General features: G+C 74.0%; 18 protein-coding genes. 9 read left to right on the forward strand and 9 right to left on the reverse strand.

Going from position 1 to position 19,030, the window contains the following annotated elements; translation table 11 throughout:
* The first annotated feature begins 42 nt into the window (after nucleotides 1–42).
* Nucleotides 43–1,041 (forward strand): YdcF family protein, encoded by a 999-nt coding sequence (locus ACGF13_RS36185; protein ID WP_392883504.1) that lies wholly within the window; start codon nucleotides 43–45, stop codon nucleotides 1,039–1,041.
* A 157-nt stretch (nucleotides 1,042–1,198) separates the two neighbouring features.
* Here the strand turns inward: ACGF13_RS36185 and ACGF13_RS36190 are convergent, their stop codons facing one another.
* Nucleotides 1,199–1,567: a PaaI family thioesterase gene (locus ACGF13_RS36190; protein ID WP_392883505.1), complete on the reverse strand. Its 369-nt coding sequence runs from the start codon at nucleotides 1,565–1,567 to the stop codon at nucleotides 1,199–1,201.
* A 191-nt stretch (nucleotides 1,568–1,758) separates the two neighbouring features.
* Here ACGF13_RS36190 and ACGF13_RS36195 point away from each other — a divergent pair, with 191 nt between their 5' ends.
* Nucleotides 1,759–3,249 (forward strand): PHB depolymerase family esterase, encoded by a 1,491-nt coding sequence (locus tag ACGF13_RS36195; RefSeq protein WP_392883506.1) that lies wholly within the window; start codon nucleotides 1,759–1,761, stop codon nucleotides 3,247–3,249.
* A gap of 68 nt (nucleotides 3,250–3,317) precedes the next feature.
* On the opposite strand, the gene mca is transcribed toward ACGF13_RS36195, so the two are convergent.
* A complete protein-coding gene (mca, locus tag ACGF13_RS36200; RefSeq protein WP_392883507.1) occupies nucleotides 3,318–4,238 on the reverse strand; it encodes a mycothiol conjugate amidase Mca in 921 nt (306 codons plus the stop codon).
* Nucleotides 4,239–4,297: 59 nt separating this feature from the next.
* Entirely contained in the window at nucleotides 4,298–5,743 is a 1,446-nt protein-coding gene (locus ACGF13_RS36205; protein ID WP_392883509.1) for an MDR family MFS transporter, read from the reverse strand.
* 159 nt (nucleotides 5,744–5,902) lie between these two features.
* Here ACGF13_RS36205 and ACGF13_RS36210 point away from each other — a divergent pair, with 159 nt between their 5' ends.
* Together ACGF13_RS36210 and ACGF13_RS36215 are read left to right on the forward strand one after the other, a co-directional pair.
* Nucleotides 5,903–6,550 (forward strand): TetR/AcrR family transcriptional regulator, encoded by a 648-nt coding sequence (locus ACGF13_RS36210; RefSeq protein WP_392883511.1) that lies wholly within the window; start codon nucleotides 5,903–5,905, stop codon nucleotides 6,548–6,550.
* A gap of 154 nt (nucleotides 6,551–6,704) precedes the next feature.
* Nucleotides 6,705–7,385: a DUF6445 family protein gene (locus ACGF13_RS36215; protein ID WP_392883513.1), complete on the forward strand. Its 681-nt coding sequence runs from the start codon at nucleotides 6,705–6,707 to the stop codon at nucleotides 7,383–7,385.
* 54 nt (nucleotides 7,386–7,439) lie between these two features.
* Here the strand turns inward: ACGF13_RS36215 and ACGF13_RS36220 are convergent, their stop codons facing one another.
* The gene (locus tag ACGF13_RS36220; protein WP_392883515.1) at nucleotides 7,440–8,057 is read right to left on the reverse strand and encodes an endonuclease; all 618 of its coding nucleotides are present in this window, start codon (nucleotides 8,055–8,057) and stop codon (nucleotides 7,440–7,442) included.
* A gap of 93 nt (nucleotides 8,058–8,150) precedes the next feature.
* Between ACGF13_RS36220 and murQ the strand changes: the two genes are divergently transcribed.
* Nucleotides 8,151–9,071, forward strand: coding sequence for an N-acetylmuramic acid 6-phosphate etherase (murQ, locus tag ACGF13_RS36225; RefSeq protein ID WP_392883516.1), 921 nt, complete (start codon nucleotides 8,151–8,153; stop codon nucleotides 9,069–9,071).
* Between the two features lie 116 nt (nucleotides 9,072–9,187).
* On the opposite strand, the gene ACGF13_RS36230 is transcribed toward murQ, so the two are convergent.
* Nucleotides 9,188–9,700, reverse strand: a complete 513-nt coding sequence (locus tag ACGF13_RS36230) for an isochorismatase family protein (protein ID WP_392883517.1) — start codon at nucleotides 9,698–9,700, stop codon at nucleotides 9,188–9,190.
* 25 nt (nucleotides 9,701–9,725) lie between these two features.
* Nucleotides 9,726–10,358 carry a TetR/AcrR family transcriptional regulator C-terminal domain-containing protein gene (locus ACGF13_RS36235; protein ID WP_392883518.1) on the reverse strand — a complete coding sequence of 211 codons (633 nt, stop codon included), beginning with the start codon at nucleotides 10,356–10,358 and terminating at the stop codon, nucleotides 9,726–9,728.
* A gap of 125 nt (nucleotides 10,359–10,483) precedes the next feature.
* Between ACGF13_RS36235 and ACGF13_RS36240 the strand changes: the two genes are divergently transcribed.
* Nucleotides 10,484–11,815, forward strand: a complete 1,332-nt coding sequence (locus ACGF13_RS36240) for an MFS transporter (RefSeq protein ID WP_392883520.1) — start codon at nucleotides 10,484–10,486, stop codon at nucleotides 11,813–11,815.
* Between the two features lie 98 nt (nucleotides 11,816–11,913).
* On the opposite strand, the gene ACGF13_RS36245 is transcribed toward ACGF13_RS36240, so the two are convergent.
* A complete protein-coding gene (locus ACGF13_RS36245; RefSeq protein ID WP_392883522.1) occupies nucleotides 11,914–12,441 on the reverse strand; it encodes a hypothetical protein in 528 nt (175 codons plus the stop codon).
* 277 nt (nucleotides 12,442–12,718) lie between these two features.
* The gene (locus ACGF13_RS36250) at nucleotides 12,719–14,236 is read right to left on the reverse strand and encodes a glutamate synthase subunit beta (protein WP_392883524.1); all 1,518 of its coding nucleotides are present in this window, start codon (nucleotides 14,234–14,236) and stop codon (nucleotides 12,719–12,721) included.
* A 187-nt stretch (nucleotides 14,237–14,423) separates the two neighbouring features.
* Between ACGF13_RS36250 and ACGF13_RS36255 the strand changes: the two genes are divergently transcribed.
* Nucleotides 14,424–15,104 carry a response regulator transcription factor gene (locus ACGF13_RS36255; protein ID WP_392883525.1) on the forward strand — a complete coding sequence of 227 codons (681 nt, stop codon included), beginning with the start codon at nucleotides 14,424–14,426 and terminating at the stop codon, nucleotides 15,102–15,104.
* Nucleotides 15,101–16,504: an ATP-binding protein gene (locus ACGF13_RS36260; RefSeq protein WP_392883527.1), complete on the forward strand. Its 1,404-nt coding sequence runs from the start codon at nucleotides 15,101–15,103 to the stop codon at nucleotides 16,502–16,504. The genes ACGF13_RS36255 and ACGF13_RS36260 overlap by 4 nt, the downstream gene beginning before the upstream one ends.
* Nucleotides 16,505–16,591: 87 nt before the next feature.
* Here the strand turns inward: ACGF13_RS36260 and ACGF13_RS36265 are convergent, their stop codons facing one another.
* Nucleotides 16,592–16,918 (reverse strand): hypothetical protein, encoded by a 327-nt coding sequence (locus tag ACGF13_RS36265; protein WP_392883528.1) that lies wholly within the window; start codon nucleotides 16,916–16,918, stop codon nucleotides 16,592–16,594.
* A gap of 375 nt (nucleotides 16,919–17,293) precedes the next feature.
* Between ACGF13_RS36265 and ACGF13_RS36270 the strand changes: the two genes are divergently transcribed.
* A complete protein-coding gene (locus tag ACGF13_RS36270) occupies nucleotides 17,294–18,949 on the forward strand; it encodes a cytochrome bc complex cytochrome b subunit (protein ID WP_392883529.1) in 1,656 nt (551 codons plus the stop codon).
* The last annotated feature ends 81 nt before the right edge of the window (nucleotides 18,950–19,030 follow it).

Genomic DNA, 19,030 nt, shown 5'->3' on the forward strand with positions numbered 1-19,030 from the left:
CGTGCGAATGGTCCAGACCGAGTAAGCCCTACCATACGACGCATGATCGCCTATGCCCCAGCCGCCCTGTTCTTCCTGTTGTTCGGAATCGGGGTACTACGCGACCGCCGCCGCTTCAGCAACGCCGTCCTGCTCGGCATCGCCGTCTCCCTGCTCTCCCTCGCCCTGCTCGCCGAACTCCGCAAGGCGCCCAGCATGGTGATCACGCTCGCGGCGGCGGTCATCGTCCTCCTCCCCGCCCTCGGCACGGCGGCCCTGGTCTGGTTCCTGCTCGCCAACGGCCTGACCATGATCCGCAAGGAGGGCAGGCGGCCGGCCAACCTGCTGTCGCTGCTCGCCGGGCTGGGCATCCTCGCGGTCATCGGGCTGCTGGTCGCGGCCCTCGTCTTCCACTCCCGGCAGCTGGCCGCCCTGGCCGGCGCCGCCGTCCTGGTCGTCGGCTACGTCTCCTTCCTGTTCACCTGCTTCGTCGGCTACGCGTTCCTGTACAGCCGCCACCGACCGCGCCGGGACGTGGACTTCGTGGTCGTGCTCGGCTCCGGGCTGATCGGCGGCGAGCGCGTCCCGCCGCTGCTGGCCAGCCGGCTGAACCGGGGCCGCGAGGTGTACGAGAAGCAGGCAGCCCGCGGCAACCCCCCGGTGCTGATCACCTCGGGCGGCCAGGGGCCGGACGAGAAGCTCCCGGAGTCCCACGCGATGGCCGACTACCTGGTCGAACGCGGCTTCCCCGAGGAGCACATCGAGCGGGAGGACCGCTCGCGCACCACCGAGGAGAACCTGCTGTTCAGCAAGGCCATCATGGAGCAGGCCAAGCCCGGCTACCACTGCGTCGTCGTCACCAACAACTTCCACGCCTTCCGGGCCGCGCTGCTCGCCCGTCAGACCGGCGTCAACGGCCATGTCTTCGGCTCACCCACCGCCCGGTACTACTGGCCGAGCGCGACCATCCGCGAGTTCGCCGCGATCTTCCTCTCGCACAAGCTGGTCAACTTCGGGATCTGCGGCTTCATCGCCCTCTGCGGGGTGCTCCCAGCCATCTGAACCACCACGGGACCCTGGCTTCGCGCGCCTGCGGAGTCCCGTCGGGCGGGCCCCGGTCGCCGCGGCGACCGGGGCCCGCCCGTTCCGGGGACGAGGCCGTTCCGGAGATGAGGCCCGTTCCGGTGACGAGGCCTGACCCGGAGACGACGAGGCCCGGTCAGGCGGTCGGACGGGGAGTCAGGATCGCGCAGGTGGTGGTGGCGTGGGCGTAGAGCCTGCCGTTCTCCGCGCCCACCACCCTGGCCTCGGCCGTGGTCATCGTCCGGCCCAGGTGCAGCACCACTCCCTCGCAGCGCAGCGGCCCCGAGTCGGCGAACAGCGGGCGCAGCATGTGGACGTTGAGCTGGGTGGTGGTGTAGCCCACCCCGGCCAGCAGCCTGCTCATCACCGCGCAGCCGAGCGCCGAGTCGAGCAGGGTGGCGAGGTAGCCGCCGTGCACGGTGTTCATCGGGTTGTGGAGGTGGTCTCCGGGCTCGCCCTGGAACACCGCCGCCCCGGGCTTCACCTCGGTCAGGTGGAAGTCCATGGTGCTGCAGATCGAGGGCTCCGGGATCCGTCCGGCGATCCACTCCAGCAGGACGGCGGGACGGCACGACCATGGCGGTCCGCGCCATGCCCGGGCGGCGGACCCCGGATGACCGTCACATGGCACCGGGGCACCGGGCGCGCCACCCTGCACGGGACCGCCCCCCACTCCTCCCCCACCAAGGAGCCCCCATGCCACTGCGCCCCACCGCCGCGGCACTGCTCACCGCCGCCACCCTCGCGCTCGGTGCCGCCGCCCCCGGCACGGCCGAGGCCTCCCCCGCCATGGCCCCCGTGACGGCCTCCGCCGCGTCTCCCTCGCCCAGCGCCGCGGGCGGCAGCTTCCAGCAGGTCACCGGGTTCGGCACCAACCCGGGAAACCTCGCGATGTACACCTACACGCCCGCCGGACTGCCCAGTGGCGCGCCCCTGGTGGTCGCGCTGCACGGCTGCGTCCAGAGCGCCACCGACTACTACCGCAACTCCGGCTGGACCAAGTTCGCCGACCAGTACGGCTTCGCGGTGGTGTTCCCGCAGACCGGCAGTGCCAACAACAGCCTCTCCTGCTTCAGTTGGTTCGACGCGAGCAAGGCCGCCCGGGGCGTCGGCGAGGCCAGGTCGGTGGTCGAGATGGTCACCAAGGCCGAGTCCCTGTACGGCTCGGACGCCCACCGGGTGTTCGTCACCGGGCTCTCGGCCGGCGGCGGGATGGCCGCCGACCTGTTGGCCGACTACCCCGACGTGTTCGCCGGCGGGGCGATCGATTCCGGACTGCCCGCCCACTGCGCCACCAGCCAGGCCGCCGCCTCCGGCTGCCAGAACTCCGACCAGGGGCTCACCCCGGCCCAGTGGGGCGACAGAGTCCGGTCCGCGTACCCGGGTTACACCGGGCCGTGGCCCCGGGTGGCGATCTGGCAGGGCACCGCCGACACCGTGGTCAGGCCGGTGAACGCGACCGAGCTGCGGGACCAGTGGACGAACGTCCAGGGCATCGGCCGTCAGCCGAGCAGCACCCGGAACCTCCCCGGCGGCACCACCCAGGAGCTCTACGCCGACGCGAGCGGAAAGCCCGCCGTGGCCCTGTTCACGATCAGCGGGATGGGCCACGGCCTGGCCGTCCACCCCGGGGCCGGGGCCGACCAGTGCGGGGCGACCGGCGCCTACTTCCTCGACACGATCTGCTCCGCCTACCACACCGCGCAGTTCTGGGGGCTGGACGGCGGCTCCGGCCCCACCGACCCGGGGCTGCCGGCCCCGACCGGCCTGACCGCGACCGCGGCCGCCGGGTCGGTCGCCCTCGGCTGGCAGGCCGTCAGCGGCGCGGCCTCGTACCAGGTCTTCCGCAACGGCACCCAGGTCGGCAGCGCGAGCGGCACGGCCTTCACCGACACCGGGCTCACGGCCGGCACCACGTACAGCTACACCGTGGCGGCGGTCGACGCGTCCGGCACGGCGGGTGCCCGGTCGGCGGCGGTGACGGCAACCACCCCGGGCGGGGGCACGCCCCAGTGCTTCACCGCCAGCAACTACGACCAGGTCCTGGCCGGCCGCGCCACCCAGAGCGGTGGGCTGACCTACGCGCTCGGCTCGGGCCAGAGCATGGGGCTCTGGAACACCTTCGTCACCCACACCCTGAAGCAGACCGGCCCGGGCTACTACGTGCTCGCCGACGGCCAGTGCTGAACGGGCGGCAGCCGGCGCGCCACCGAGCAACGCCGCGACGGCCCGCCTCGCCACGCCCGCCATGAGGCTCATCCCGCCCCCGCTTCCGCCCCCGCCCGGAGCCCGGCGAACAGGTCGGTCTCGATCCCGCCTGCCCGGGCCTCCCCGGCCGCCGCGCCGGCCTCCGGCACCAGGCTCCGGGCCAGGTGGTAGTCCTCGGTCGGCCAGACCTCGCGCTCGATGTCCCGCGGGTGTGCCATGAAGGCCACGCCCGGCTGGACCTGGGTGGCGTGCGCCAGCATCGCCGCGTCTCGTACGGCGAACTGCTCGGCGCACGCGATCCGGGTGGTGGTGGCCAGGGCCGGCGGAATGTCGGGCCAGCCGGCGAGCAGCTCCCCCATCTCCGAGGGCACGCCCCGTTCCGTCATGCCCTCGTGCAGGGCCTGGAACCAGGCCCGGGAGAGCGCCAGGTGGTAGTAGAGCTTGGACACCTGCCAGGGCTCGCCCAGCTCGGGGTGGAGCTCCGGGCCGGCGGCGGCCTCGACGGCCGCCACGGTGACCCGGTGGGTCATCACGTGGTCCGGGTGCGGGTAGCCGCCGGTCTCGTCGTAGGTGATCACCACCTGTGGGCGGAACTCCCGGATCAGTGCGACCAGCGGCGCCGCCGCGAGCTCCACCGGCTCGGCCGCGAAGCAGCCCTCCGGGAGCGGTTCGTCCGGGCCGGGCATCCCGGAGTCGACGAACCCGAGGAACCGCTGGCGCACACCGAGGATCTCCCGGGCGGCCGCCATCTCCTCGCGCCGGACGCGGGCGAGGTCGGCCCGGACCTCCGGCCGGTCCATGGCCGGGTTGAGGACCGAGCCGCGCTCGCCGCCGGTGCAGGTGGCGACCAGGACGTCCACCCCCTCGGCCGCGTACCGGGCCAGCGTGGCCGCGCCCTTGCTGGACTCGTCGTCGGGGTGCGCGTGCACGCTCAGCAGGCGCAGGCCGTCGGTGTGACGGGTGAACACGGGTACCTCCAGGGTCCGGGTGGCCGGGAACCGGCCGGTGATCGGGACGCGGCCGACGGTCAGTCGGCTCGGCGGGTGTTCGGATAGAGCAGCGCCGGGGCGATGGCGAGCGCGGACAGGGCCAGCACCCACCAGAAGGTCTCGCCGAAGGCCGCACCCGGTTGGCCCGGATGCCCGCCCTGCGCCTGCTGGAGCGCCAGCGTCAGCACGGCAGTGCCGAGCGCCCCGCCCACCCGGTTCAGCACGTTGACCGCACCCGCCGCCGCGGGCACCTGGTCCTTCTCGACGCTCCCGTACACCACCGCCAGGCCCGGGATCGCGATGATCCCCATGCCCGCGCCGCGCAGTGCCAGCGAGCCGGCGATCAGCCAGTCGGCCGGTTCGGAGCCGCTGCCCAGCTGGGTGAACGCGACCGTGCCGACCAGGGAGCAGGCGATGCCGATCATGATCAGCGGACGCGGCGCGAAGCGGTCGGTGATCCGGGCGGCGAGCATCGCGGTGACCGCCGTACCGAGGGCCTGCGGCGCCAGCAGCAGGCCGGCCTCCACCGCACCGGCGTGCTTCACCTGCTGGTAGTAGAGCGGCACCAGGAACATCGAGCTGTAGAGCGCGGCGCCCTGGAGGAAGCTGTTGGCCGTCGCCACGGAGAAGCCGCGCCGGGCGAACAGCCGCAGGTCGATCAGCGGCGTCCGGACACCGCCGCGCCCCACCCGCAGCGCGTGCCAGCCGTAGAGCGCCACCAGCACCACGCCCGCCGCCAGGGCGACCCTGCCGGCCGTCGCACCGTCACCGATCGTCGCAAGCCCGTAGACCAACCCGGTCAGACCGGGCGAGAGCAGCACCAGACCGGTCACGTCCAGCCGGGGCTTCGGAGCGTCCGACACCTCGTCAGCCGGCAGCCAGCGGGCGGCGAGCAGCAGGATCACCAGCCCGACCGGCACGTTCAGCAGGAACATCCACCGCCAGTCGAAGTGCTCCAGCACCAGCCCGCCGAGGATCGGCCCCAGGACCGGGGCCAGGCTGATCGGCAGCATCAGCGTGCCCATCACCCGCCCGACCCTGGACGGCCCAGCCGCTTGTATGATGATCGCCTGGCCGAGCGGTTGAATCATCCCGCCGCCGATCCCCTGCAGCACCCGGAAGGCGATCAGACTGCCCGTCGACCAGGCCAGGCCGCACAGCGCCGATCCGAGCACGAACAGGACGACCGAGGCGAGCCACGCCCGCCGGCCACCGAAGCGACCGGCGGCCCAGCCCGAGAGCGGCATGGTCAGCGAGATCGCCAGCAGGTACCCCGTGGCCACCCACTGCACCGCCGCGATCGAGCTGTGCAGATCGCGGCCGACGGAGTCGATGCCGACGTTGACGATCGTGCTGTCCAACAGCGCGAGCACCGGCCCCAGCGCGAGCACCCCGCCCATCTTCCACAGGCCCGGCGGAATCGGCTCCGGCGCCTCCCCCCGGACTCCTCCCGACCGGCCCTTCGCGGTGACGGATGTGCTCATGCGCCCTCCCCTGGTCGCCCTCGAGCGAGCCGCCCCCGAACGCGGACGCCCACTCGGGCAGCCCCTCCGGCTGCCTTGAGGAGAACTTAGGACGGACCCATCGACTGGGTCAAATCAAATTTCTGTGCTCGACCCAGTGAACTGCGCTACGCTCCCCCCATGACCGAATCCGGGACCACGCCGAACCTGCGCGAGCTCAACAAACGCCGCACCCGCGAGGCGATCTCGCACGCCGCGACCAGACTCTTCGTCGAGCGGGGCTTCGACCGCACGACCATCGCCGAGGTCGCGGCCGCCGCGGGCGTCGCCAAGATGACCGTCACCAACCACTTCCCGCGCAAGGAGGACCTCTTCTTCGACCTGCACGAGGAGCTCGTCGCCCGGCTCGCCGGAACCGTCGCCGGGCGCGCGCCGGGCGAGTCCGCGCTCGCCGCGCTGCGCCGCGACTGCCTCGCCGGCCTCGACCGGCACGACGCCCGGCTCGGCTTCTCCGGCCCCGACTTCGCCCGCACCGTCTTCGACAGCCCGGCACTGGCCGCCCGACTGCGCGAGCTGCACGAGCAGGGCGAGACGGCGCTCGCCGAGGCACTGGGCGAGGCGGTGCACGAGAGACCCGTCGGCTTCGAGTGCCGGGTCGCCGCCGCGCTGCTCGCCGCCGTCGACCGGGCGGTGTTCGCCGAGGTGTTCCGCCGCACCCTGGCAGGCGAGGAGCAGTCGGCGATCGCCGCCGCGGTGCGCCCCTCCGCGGTCCAGGCCTACGACCGCTTGGAGGGCGCCCTCGGGACTTTCGCCGTACGGGAGGCCTGAAGCGACACCCGAACACCGCGCCGCGCCGGAACCCGGCACTCGAACCCTGCACCCACCAGGGCCCCGGCGATCCGCCCCAGGTCGAGGCACCCTTGACGAAAGGTTGACCTGCTCACGGCAGAAGGTTGACGATCGCCGCCTCTATCGTCGGCCCATGCCCTCACAGCCCATCAGGCCCACCGCCCTGCCGGTCCTGCCCTACCGCAAGCCCACCCGGGGCCGGGACTACTGGGTCCTGGACAACGTGCTGCCCGACCCGGACGCCGTCCGCGAGCGCTGTCTGGCCCGCGGGGACTGGACGGAGGGCTACCCCCACCGCCCCGAGACCTGGCCCGGACTGCGCACCATGCCGGGCCTGGAGCCCGAGGAGCTGGCCCGAGTCGAGTCGCTGGTCCGCAAGGCCACCGGCGCCTCCCGACTCTGGGTGCAGAGCACCCCGGGCGGCGGCACGCTCAACCACAACTGCGTCCAGGTCGTCGGCGCCGGCGAGTCGGAGTCCCGCCCGCACACCGACTCCCGCGCGCTCTGCCGCTACGCCGCCGTCCTCTACCTCAGCCCCGGCGCCCCCAAGGACGCCGGCACCAGCTTCTACCGCCAGCAGTTCCCCGGCGGCCGCCTCGGCGGCAACCTGGTCGACGCCCCGCACAACAACCTGGTCGAGGCGCTCGGCACCCGCCGGGTGCCGGCCGACCACTTCACCGAGGACGTCCGCGTCCCCAACCGCTACAACCAACTGCTCCTCTACCACGCCAACCTGATCCACAGCGCCACCGGCTACTACGGCACCGAGCTGGCCGAGCGGCGGATGACGGCGGTCTTCTTCTGGATGGCCTGACCCCGCACGCCGCCCCCGGATGAGCCACTCACTCCGGCACGACCCGCCCGGCCCTCACCCGGCCCCGACGTGCGCCAGGCTCGCCCTGGTCAGCGCCGCCGCCAGCCGGGCCGGCTCCCCCGGCCCGACCAGCGCCGCCAGCCCCTCCGGCTCACCGGGCAGCCCGAGCGTCCTCGCCTCCGCCAGCACCCGCTCGTCGAAGTACGGCCGCAGCGAGGGCCAGACCGCCTGCGCCTCGCGCCGGAAGATCCCGGCGCCGACCGGCCCGATCCGGGGGAACTCCCGGAGCAGCTCGCCGATCCGCTCCGACTCGCCGCCGGCCTCCTCCCGCAGCCGCCGCAGGTCACCGTGCCAGCGGTCGAGCAGCAGCTCGGCCCCCTGGCCGAGCGCGGTGGCGGTGCTCTCGTCGTAGCGCACGTAGTGGGCCCGGCCCAGGGCCGCGATGAGCGTCCCGCGCCTGGCGTCGGCCATCGCGCGCGGGGTCCGCAGCCCGGCGGCCGACAGCTCCCGGGCCGCGGCCGTGGCGGTGCCGGCGTTGATCCGCACCGAGCACAGCACGGTCAGGACGAGCAGACGGTAGAGCGGCGAGGGCTTGTCGCGCAGCGCGATCCCGGCCTCCTCCGCGTAGGTGCGGCCGAACCGGTCCAGCAGTTCGGCAACGGTCGGTTCCACGACCACCACCTCCCTCCCTCCACGCTTGCCCGGATTCGGGCACCCCGCACCCGGGGAGGCTCGCCGCATGAGTGAGCGAAACGAGGCGGGCGCATGAGTGAGCGAAACGGGCGATTCATCGCCGTACCCGCGACCGAGACCATCCGCCCCGACTGGGCCGTGATCGACGAGCTGCCCACGGTCGAGCTGCTCCGCCTGATGAACGCCGAGGACCGCACGGTGCCCGTCGCCGTCGCCGGGCAGCTGGAGCGGATCGCCGCCGTGGTCGACGCCGTGGCCGCCCGGATGGCTCGTGGCGGTCGGCTGGTCTACGCCGGCGCGGGGACGGCCGGGCGGCTCGGCGTGTTGGACGCCGTCGAGTGTCCGCCGACCTTCGGCACCGATCCGGCACTGGTCGTCGGTCTGATCGCGGGCGGGAGTCCGGCGGTCACAGCGGCCGCCGAGGGCGCCGAGGACCGCACGGACCTCGCCGAGGCCGACGTGGCCGCGCTCGCCCTCACCCCCGCCGACACCCTGGTCGGCATCTCCGCCTCGGGCCGTACGCCCTACCCGCTGGCCGCCGTCCGGGCGGCGCGGGCGGCCGGGGCGCTGACCGTCGGTCTGGCGTGCAACCGAGGGTCGGCGCTCGCGGCGGCGGCCGAGTTGGGCGTCGAAGTGGAGGTCGGCCCCGAGGTGTTGGCCGGATCGACCCGGCTCAAGGCGGGCACGGCGCAGAAGCTGGTGCTCAACCTGCTGTCCACGGCCGTGATGGTCCGCCTAGGCCGGACGTACGGAAATCTGATGGTCGACCTCCGCGCCACCAACGACAAGCTGCGCGACCGCGCCCGACGGATCGTCGCCGAGGCGACCGGTGCCGACGAGGCCGCGATCGACCGCGCCCTGACCGCGACCGGTGGCCGGGCCAAGGACGCGATCCTGTCCCTGCTCGCGGACGTGGACGCCCCCACCGCCGCCCGCCTGCTCAAGTCCTCGGACGGACGGCTGCGCGAAGCCCTCCGCCACGCCCGGCCGTAGCAGCGCCCCTCCCGCCACACCCGGGCGTAGCAGCGTCCCTCCTGCCACGCCCGGCCGCGGCAGTGCCCTCCGCAAACGCCCGGCCGCTACCTCACGCCGACCACACGTCCACCGACTCACCCCACCCGCACGTCCGCCGCCGCGACGACCTCGCCGAGGCGCGGAAAGTCCAGCTCCACCGACGCCCGGTGTTCCTCCGCCGTGAGCGCGGCCATCGCGTCCTCGACGAACACCAGCCGGTACCCGTGGTCGCCGGCCGCGCGGGCGCTCGACTCCACGCCGAGGTTGGTGGCGATCCCGGTGAACACCAGGGTCTCCACACCCCTCCCCCGGAGCAGCTCGTCCAGGCCGGTGCCCTGGAAGGCCCCGATGGTGCGCTTCACCACGACCTCGTCGGCCGCCGCCGCGACCTCCGCGACCAGCCCGCTCCCGGGCGGTTGCTCGGTGACGTTCGGCCGCTCGACCCGCACCGCGACCACGAGCGCGCCGACCGCCCGGAACCGCCGGGCCAGTTCCAGTGAGGCCTCCACCACCTCCGAACCGGTGCGCGGCGCGAGCGGGTTGGCGACGATCCGGTCCATCAGGTCGATCAGGACCAGGGCCGTGCCGCGAGGGTCAAAGGTCGTCATGGGCGTCACGCTAGCCCATCGGACGTCAGGCTCCCGCCTCCCGCGCGATCTCCGCTCGGAACCCCTCGATCAGCACCCGCAGCCCGTACTCGAAGTCGGCGTCGTGGTCGGTCATCCGCAGCACGTCGACCGCCTCACGCAGCAACGGGAGTTCGCGCAGCGCCTCGTCGGGGAACGGCGGCCGCTCACGGTCCGCGGCGTCCTGCCGCCAGGCCTGCTCCTCGGTGACCCAGCCCATGATGTACCGGTCGACGGTCAGCAGCAGCCGCAGTGCCGTGCGCGGGCGCAGCCCGGATCCGCACAGGGCGCCCAACTGGGCCTCGACCGCCGGGAGTTCGTCCTCGGTGGGCAGGGTGCCGGCGTGCACCCGGGCGCCGTCGCGGTAGGCGAGCAGGGCGTTCCGCTTGGCGCGGGCATCGGCGGCGATCCACTCGGGCCAGTGCGCCGGGTCGGGTTCGCGGTCGGGCGGGAGGGCCTCGGCGAGCATCGCCTCCGCCATCAGGTCGAGCAGTTCCCGCTTGCCCTTGAAGTGCCAGTACAACGCCGGTGACTGGACGCCGAGTTCGCGGGCGAGCCGGCGGGTGGTCAGCCCGTCGATGCCCTCCTCGTTCAGCAGGCGCAGCGCCGTGCGCACCACCTCGTCGCGTTGCAGCGCCATCCGATCGACCTCCCGGGTTATCCGCTTGCCAGACCACCTTATCGCCGATAAGTTCCCGAGCTGGAATTTATCAGCGATAAGGACGACCGCCGCGACGCCGACGGCCACGAAGGGACCCACCCCTCATGACCTCCGGACCGAACCCGACCTCCGGAACGGACCCGACTCCCGGAACGGACCCGACCCCAGGAACGGACCGCTTCTGGTCCCGACTGCTGCCGAACACCGCACCCTGGCGGTCCTCCAGGGACTTCCGGGTGACCTGGACCTCCGGCACGGTCACCCTGCTCGGCTCGATCTTCACCATGACGGCGATCCCGCTCCAGATCGCCGACCTCACCGGCTCACCACTGGCCGTGGGCGCGGTCGGCGCGGTCGAGCTCGTGCCCACCCTCCTGTTCGGCCTCTACGGCGGCGTCCTCGCCGACCGTGCTGACCGCCGCACCGTCGCACTGGTCACCGAGATCGCACTGGCCGCGCTCAGCGCCCTGCTGCTGGTCAACGCGCTGCTCGGCACCCCCGCCGTCTGGCCGCTCTACGTCGCCGCCGGACTGGCGGCGGCACTCCAGGGCATCCAGCAGCCCTCGGTCGAGGCGATGGTCCCCCGATTGGTGCCCCAGGACCAGCTGGTGGCGGCCGGGGCCCTGCTCTCGCTGCGCTGGAGCATCGGCGGCGTGGCCGCCCCGGCGGCGGCCGGCCTGCTGATCGCCACCGCCGGCGTCCCCGCGGCCTACCTGGTCGACCTCGGCACCTTCCTGCTCTCGATCGCGCTGCTGGCCCAGGTCCGGCCGGTCCCCTCGGCGCGGGACGCCGAGGCGCCGCGGCTCGCCGAGTTCCTCGACGGCGCCCGATACGCGGCCCGGCGGCCCGACCTGATCGGCACCTACCTGGCCGACCTCGCCGCCACCGTGTTCGCCCTGCCCACCGCTCTCTTCCCGTTCCTGGCCGCGGAGTTGGACGCCACCTGGGCGCTCGGGCTGCTCTACTCGGCCGGCGCGGTCGGCGCCCTGATCGCGGCCGCGACCGGCGGGTGGGCGGAGCGGGTGCACCGACACGGCCGGCTGGTACTGCTCTCCGCCGCCCTGGTCGGAGCGGCAACGGCCGCGGCAGCGTTCGCCCCGAGCCTGTGGGCCGTCCTGCTCTGCCTGACCGTCGCGGGCGGCGCGCACTGGATCGGCGACACCTTCCGCAGCGCCATCTGGAACCAGTCCATTCCGGACGAACTCCGGGGCCGTGCGGCCGGATCGGAGATACTGATCGGCTCCGCCGGGCCGGCCCTGGGCGACCTGCGGGCCGGCGGGCTCGCCGCCCGGCAGGGCATCCGGGCGGCCCTGCGCACCGGCGGGCTGCTCTGCCTCGGCAGCTCGGCCGCGCTGTCCGCCGCGCTCCCCGCCCTCTGGCGCTACGACCGGCGAGCGCCCCGCACCGAGCCCGCCCTGCCGGAGTCGACCCCGTGACAAGCCTGTACGCGCCACCCCGCGAACGGCCGCTCGGTCCAGGACGAGCTCGGTCCAGGACAAGCTCAGTCCAGGACGATCTCAGTCCGGGACGGATCTCAGTCCGGGACGAGCGCCTCGGCATGCCGGCCGATCAGCTGCCCCAACCCCCGGACGTCCTCGACCCCGCGCTTGGGCAGCACGGTCACCACCCCCGGCTCCTCCGCACCGGCCAGCAGCAGGAACAGCTCACGCGTCTCCAGGAAGTACCGCTGCTCCGGCCAGCCGAGCAGGGTGTCCGAAGCCTCGTGGCTCACGACCACCCCGCACTCGTCCAGCAGGACCCGGAACTCACCCTTGTCCGCCACCTTCCGCACCACCCGGCGCGCCTGGATCCGGCTCGGTGCGAACAGCGCCCACAGTGCGCACACCAGCAGCAGCGCGGCCGGCAGCAGCGCCGCCCCGCCGACCAGGGCGAGCAGCCCGGCACCCGCCGCCGCACCGGCGGACACCGTGCGCCTGGCGCTCCGCGACCGGCGCCCGGGCGCCGTGTGCCGGGCCAGCACGGCGAAGGCCTCCCGGAAGTCGGCGGCCGTCGGGGTGTAGCGGACCTCGACCGACGTCACCGCCCACTCACGCTCACTCACGCCCACGTCTTCCGACCCCCGTACGCCCGACTCCTGACACCCACGTCGCCGGATCGTAGCAAAGGCCGTACGTACCCGACTCACCCGTCCGCGCTCTTCCGCCGGTCGCGCACGCACCCGCTGACCGACCGCCACGCCCTGCGGTCGGCTCACCCCGGGCCGGCCGCCGGGGAGTTCGGCCTCCACCGCCTGCCGCTCCCCTGCCCCTCCCCACGGACCGATCACCGGCGCACGACCACCTCGGCGCACGACCACCCCGCCGGGGCCGCTGCCCGCCTCACGCCGTGAGCGCTCGCGCCGAGGCCCGGATCGGCGCCGGCAGCTCCGTCCACCCCCGCAGGTACCGGTCCACCGCCGCCGCCACCGCCCGCCCCTCGGCGATCGCCCAGACGATCAGCGACTGCCCGCGCCCGGCGTCCCCCGCGACGAACACGCCCTCCGCCTCCGTCGCGAAGGCGTCGTCCCTGAGCAACGTGGACTCCGGCCCGGTGGCGAGGCCGAGTTGGGCGAACAGCCGCCCGTCCGGCTCCGGCCCGGTGAAGCCCAGCGCGAGCAGCACCAGCTGGGCCGGGAGCCTGCGCTCGGTGCCCGCCCGCGGGCTGCGGTCGGCGGGCTCGGCCTCGGCGATGCGGACAGCGGCCAGCCGGCCGTCCGGGCCTGGCTCGAAGGCCACGGTGACCGCCGCGAACACCCGGGGCCCGGCGGCCGCGGCACCGGACTCCTCGTGCGAGGTGGTCTCCCGGTACACCTTGGGGTGCACCGGCCAGGGCTGCCCGGAGGCCCGGCCCTGCGGCGGCCGCGGGTTGATGTCCAGTTGGGTGACCGAGGCGGCCCGCTGGCGCAGCGCCGTCCCCAGGCAGTCGGCCGCCGTGTCCCCACCGCCGACGATCACCACGTGCCGCCCCTCGGCGGACAGCGGCGAGACCGGGCAGTCGCCCTCGTCCACCCGGTTCGCCCAGGTCAGGTACTCGATGGCCTGGTGCACCCCGGGCAGGTCCCGCCCGGGCAGCGGCAGGTCCCGGCAGGCCGTCGCGCCCACCGCGACCACCACCGCGTCGTACTCGGCCCGCAGCTCCTCGCCCGGGAGGTCCCGGCCGACCCACACCCCGGTGCGGAAGGCCGTGCCCTCGGCCCGCAGCTGGTCCAGCCGGCGCTCCAGCCGGTGCTTCTCCAGCCGGAACGACGGGATGCCGTACCGCAGCAGTCCGCCCGCGCGATCGGCCCGCTCGTACACCGTGGTGGCGTGCCCGACCCTGGTGAGCTGCTGGGCGGCGGCCAGCCCGGCCGGGCCGGAGCCGATCACCGCGACCCGCCGCCCACCGGCCCGCTCGGGGCGGTCGGGCGGCCGGGGCGCGTCCCAGCCCGCCTCCCAGGCCCGGTCGGCGATCGCCAGCTCCACGTTCTTGATCGTCACCGCGGCGCCGTCGATCGCCAGCACGCAGGCGCTCTCGCAGGGCGCGGGGCAGAGCCGCCCGGTGAACTCCGGGAAGTTGTTGGTCGCCAGCAGCCGCGCCGCGGCCGCCCGCCAGTCGGCTCCCGCCGCCCCCGCCCCCGCTTCCTCACCCGTCCCCGACTCCGCCACCAGCCGGTTCCACTCCGGCACCAGGTTCCCCAGCGGACAGGCGCTGTGGCAGAACGGCAGCCCGCAGTCCATGCACCGCCCCGCCTGTCCGCCCACCACCGGCAGCAGAGCCCCCGGCCGGTACACCTCCCGCCAGTCCTCCAGCCGCTCCCGAGCGTCCCGCCGCGCCCGCTCCGCGCGCGGGGTGGTGAAAGGAGCCATCCGGTCTGCCATCGCGGCCTCCGGCAGGGCGTGCCGACTCGGACCCGGCGGCCCACCCGGCGGCGCGCCACCGTACGGCCACCGTACGCCCGCGAAGCACCACGCAAAAGCGGCGGCCGTCGCGGACCGGCCAGGAGCGGGCCCGGACACCCCGACCCCGCCGCGAACCGTCGTGGACACGCCAGGGAGAATCTCCGCCATGACGCACACCGTGCTGATCGCCGAGGACGACCGGGCCATCCGCGACTCGCTCGCCCGGGCCCTGATGCTGGAGGGCTACCGGGTACGGGTCGCCGCCGACGGCACCCAGACCCTGGCCGTCCTCGCCGAACAGCGCCCGGACGTCCTGGTGCTCGACGTGATGATGCCCGAGCCGGACGGCCTGGAGGTCTGCAGACGGCTGCGCGCGGCCGGCGACCGCACCCCCGTGCTGATGCTCACCGCCCGGGTCGAGGTACCGGACCGGATCGCCGGCCTCGACGCCGGCGCCGACGACTACCTGGTCAAACCCTTCGACGTGGACGAGCTGTTCGCCCGCCTGCGCGCCCTGCTGCGCCGCCACCCGCCCGCGCCCACCGGCGAGGTGCTGACCGTCGCCGACCTGCGGATCGAGCCGCCCGCCCGACGCGCCTGGCGCGCCGCCCAGGAGCTCGAACTCTCCCGCACCGAGTTCGACCTGCTGGAGCTGCTCGCCCGGCACGCCGGCGCCGTCCTCGACCAGGCCACGCTCTACGAGCGGATCTGGGGCTACGACTTCGGCCCCGGGTCGAAGAACCTCGCGGTGTTCATCGGCTACCTGCGCCGCAAGCTCGACCGCCCCGGCCTGGCGCCGCTGATCCACACCGTCCGCGGCGTCGGCTACACGCTGCGCGAGCCGTGACCGGCCCGGCCCGCCGCCTCCCCGGCCCACCACGCCTGCCGCGTCTGCCGCGTCCCGGCCTGCGCACCACCCTCGCGCTGGCCTTCGCCGCGATCGCCGCGCTGGTCGCGGTGCTGATCGGCGCGCTCGGCTACCACGCCGCCGCCCGGCTGATCCGGGACGACGAGACCGCCGACTTCGGCGCCGCCGTCGACTCCGTCGGCCGGCAGGTCCAGCGCGAGGCCCTCTTCCCCGGCGACTTCGCCGGGCCGAGCGGCCTGAGCGCCGATCTGGTCCGCCCGATCCGGGTGACCACCCAGTCGCTCGACCCCGCCGGCGCGGTGCTGCCCGGCACCGCCCGGCTCGACCTGCCACCGAGCCCGTCCGACCAGGAACTCGCCCACGCCGACCAGCCGGGCCGCACCTCGATCGGGCTGCGCCACCAGCGCGACGAGGGCTACCGGGTCGGCGTGGTCTCGCTCGGCGGCCGGCGCGGCGCGGTCCAGATCATCCAGCAGGTCGGGCCCGCCGAGGAACTGCTGGCCACCCTGCGGACCCGCACGGTGGCCCTGGTGGCGGTCGTCGCGGTGCTCGCCGGCGGGGCCGGCCGGCTGCTGGCCCGGCGGATCACCGGTCGGCTGGTCCGGCTCACCGACGCGGCCGAACTGGTCGCCTCCAGCGGGAGGCTGGACGTCCAGGTGCCCGCCGCCGGGACGGACGAGGTGGGCCGCCTCGGCCGGGCCTTCGACCGGATGCTGGTCCGGCTGGCCACCGCCAGGGAGAACCAGCGTCGACTCGCCCAGGACGCCGGACACGAGCTGCGCACCCCCCTGACCAGCCTGCGCACCAACCTCTCGGTGCTGCCCAGCCTGGACCGGCTGCCGCCCGCCGAGCGCACCGCGCTGATGGCCGATCTGGCCGAGGAGGCACGGGAGTTGACCCAGCTGGTGGAGGAGCTGGTGGCGCTCGCGGCGGACAGCAGGGCAGCCGAGCAGCCGACCGAGGTGGTACTCGCCGACCTGGTCCGGGAGGCCGCCGCCCAGGCCCGGCGGCGCAGCGGCCGCGAGGTCCTGGTGGACGCGGACGGGACCGTCGTCACCGCCCGGCCGGACGCCCTGGCCCGCGCGGTGGGCAACCTGCTGGACAACGCCGCCAAGTTCGACCCGGCCGGGACCGGCCCGATCGAGGTGGTGGTGCGCGGCCCGCGGGTGGAGGTGCGCGACCGCGGCCCGGGCATCGACGCGGCCGACCTCGACCGGGTCTTCGACCGCTTCTACCGGGCCACCGCCGCCCGCAGTCTGCCCGGTTCCGGGCTGGGCCTGGCTATCGTGGACGAGGTGGCCCGCTCGCACGGCGGAACGGCCTTCGCCGCCAACCGGGACGGCGGCGGCGCGGTGATCGGCTTCACCCTCGACGGCTGAGCGCGCGTACGGGCCCGGCACCCGAAGCATCGGGCCCGGTCCGCGCTACACCGGGCCCGGTGCGTACGACACCGGGCCCGCCGCCGCTCACCCCCACCACTGCTCCGGTACGGGCTCCGGCTCGGACGACTCCGGCACCGTCACCGGTTCGGCGCAGCGCACCAGCAGATCGCCCCCCTCCGTCCCGGCGACGAGATAGCCGCACTCGCGCAGCACGACCGCGGCCGCGCCGCTCAGCGCCGCCAGCGCCTCCCGGGAGGGCGGCCCGCCCGGCTCCGCGCCCGGCGTCCAGCCGACCACCACACCCTCGGGGTGACGGTCGATCCACAGCGGTGAGGGACCCGGTCCGAGGTCGAACCCGGCGCGGGCCAGGGCCTCGGTGACGTCCTCGAAGAGTTCACGGTGATCCACCATTGGCGCAGCGTAGGCCCCGGACCGTGCGACCCCCGGACGCGGCGCGCGCCGAAACGCCTCAGTGGCACTCGACCGCAGCATCGGCACCCGTTGGGCCGAGCGGCGGCCAGCCGATCGGGCGTCAGGGCCCCCCGTCCGGCCCGACACGCGCGGCCGGACGGGCCGATGGACGTGCACAGTCGGCCCCCTGCCGACAGCATGACAGAGTAAGCGCTCCATCACCCTGAGCAACGGGTCCAGCGGAACACCTGGTCCGCGCGCCGGTCCGGCCGGCGGGCCCGTATCGAGAGGTCCCATGATCACAACACTTCGCCGGCCGGGGTTCCCGCCGGCGGGTCTCCAGCACGGCACGCCGAGGACGCCGGGGAGCCCGTCGTGAGAACCGACCAGCAGTCGCAGCCGGGACCGGTGACCACCACGCGCGCCAACCCCGCCAACGCGGCCGAGGCGCTGGCCGACTGGACCGACGGCCGGCTCGGCATCTACTCCCTGGCCAAGTCCAATCTGCGCAAGATCTTTCCCGACCACTGGTCCTTCATGCTGGGCGAGATCGCGCTCTACACCTTCGTCATCATCATCCTCACCGGCGTCTGGCTGACCATGTTCTTCACGCCGAGCATGGGCGAGGTCGTCTACGACGGGACGTACGTCCCCCTCCGGGGCATCCCGATGTCCGAGGCCTACTCCTCGACCCTGAGGATCAGCTTCGACGTGCGCGGCGGCCTGCTGATGCGCCAGATCCACCACTGGGCGGCGATCGTCTTCGTCGCCTCGATGCTGACCCACATGATGCGCGTCTTCTTCACCGGCGCGTTCCGCAAGCCGCGCGAGATCAACTGGGTCTTCGGCGCGATGCTGCTGATCCTCGGCATGTTCGACGGCTTCATGGGCTACTCGCTGCCGGACGACCTGCTCTCCGGGACGGGCATCCGCTTCATGGAGGGCGCCATCCTGGCCATCCCGATCGTCGGGTCGTACCTGCAGTTCTTCATCTTCGGCGGCGAGTTCCCGGGCACCGACATCATCCCCCGGCTGTTCACCGTCCACGTGCTGCTGATCCCGGGCATCATGCTGGGCCTGCTCGCGGGGCACCTGATCCTGGTCTTCTACCACAAGCACACCCAGTTCGCCGGGCCCGGCCGCACCAACCAGAACGTGGTGGGCATGCCGCTGATGCCGGTCTACATGGCCAAGGCGGGCGGTTTCTTCTTCCTGGTCTTCGGCGTGGTCGCGGTGATGTCGGCGATCGCCACGGTCAACCCGATCTGGGCGTACGGACCGTACCGCCCGGACCAGGTGTCCACCGACGCCCAGCCGGACTGGTACATGGGCTTCTCCGAGGGCCTGATCCGCGTGATGCCCGGCTGGGAGATCAGCGTCTGGGGCGGCCACACCCTCAACCTCGGGGTGTTCATCCCGCTGATGGTCTTCCCGCTCGTACTGCTGGTCATCTGGGGCTACCCGTTCCTGGAGGCCTGGATCACCGGGGACCGGGGCGAGCACCACATCGCCGACCGGCCGCGCAACGCCCCGGTCCGCACCGCCTTCGGCGCGGCCTGGATCGGCCTCTACCTGCTCCTGCTGGCCGGCGGCGGCAACGACCTGCTGGCCACCCACTTCCACCTCTCGATCAACGCGATCACCTACGCGGTGCGGATCGGCTTCTTCACCGTGCCGGTGGTCGTCTTCGTGATCACCAAGCGGTGGTGCCTGGGCCTGCAGCGGCGGGACAAGGAGAAGGTGCTGCACGGCCGGGAGACCGGTGTCATCAACCGGCTCCAGCACGGCGAGTTCGTCGAGGTGCACGCCCCGCTGCCGCCGGGCCGGCTCTACACCCTCACCTCGCACGACCAGCCGCAGCCCTCCGAGCTGCCGCCCGAGGTGGACGAGAACGGGGTGGCCCGCAAGGCCGGACTGTGGACCCGCGCCCGGGTCAAGCTCTCCCGCGGCTTCTACGGCAAGTACAGCCAGATCGACAAGCCCACCGTCGAGGAGCGCGAGGAGATCAGCAGCGGCCACGGCCACCACTGACCCCTCCCCCGGACACCGGAAAGGGCCCGCTGCACCGGCAACGGCGCAGCGGGCCCTCGTCGTCCCCCTCGGCCCGTGGGC

The organism is Kitasatospora sp. NPDC048286, from assembly GCF_043201735.1.
In the GTDB taxonomy this organism is placed as follows: domain Bacteria; phylum Actinomycetota; class Actinomycetes; order Streptomycetales; family Streptomycetaceae; genus Kitasatospora.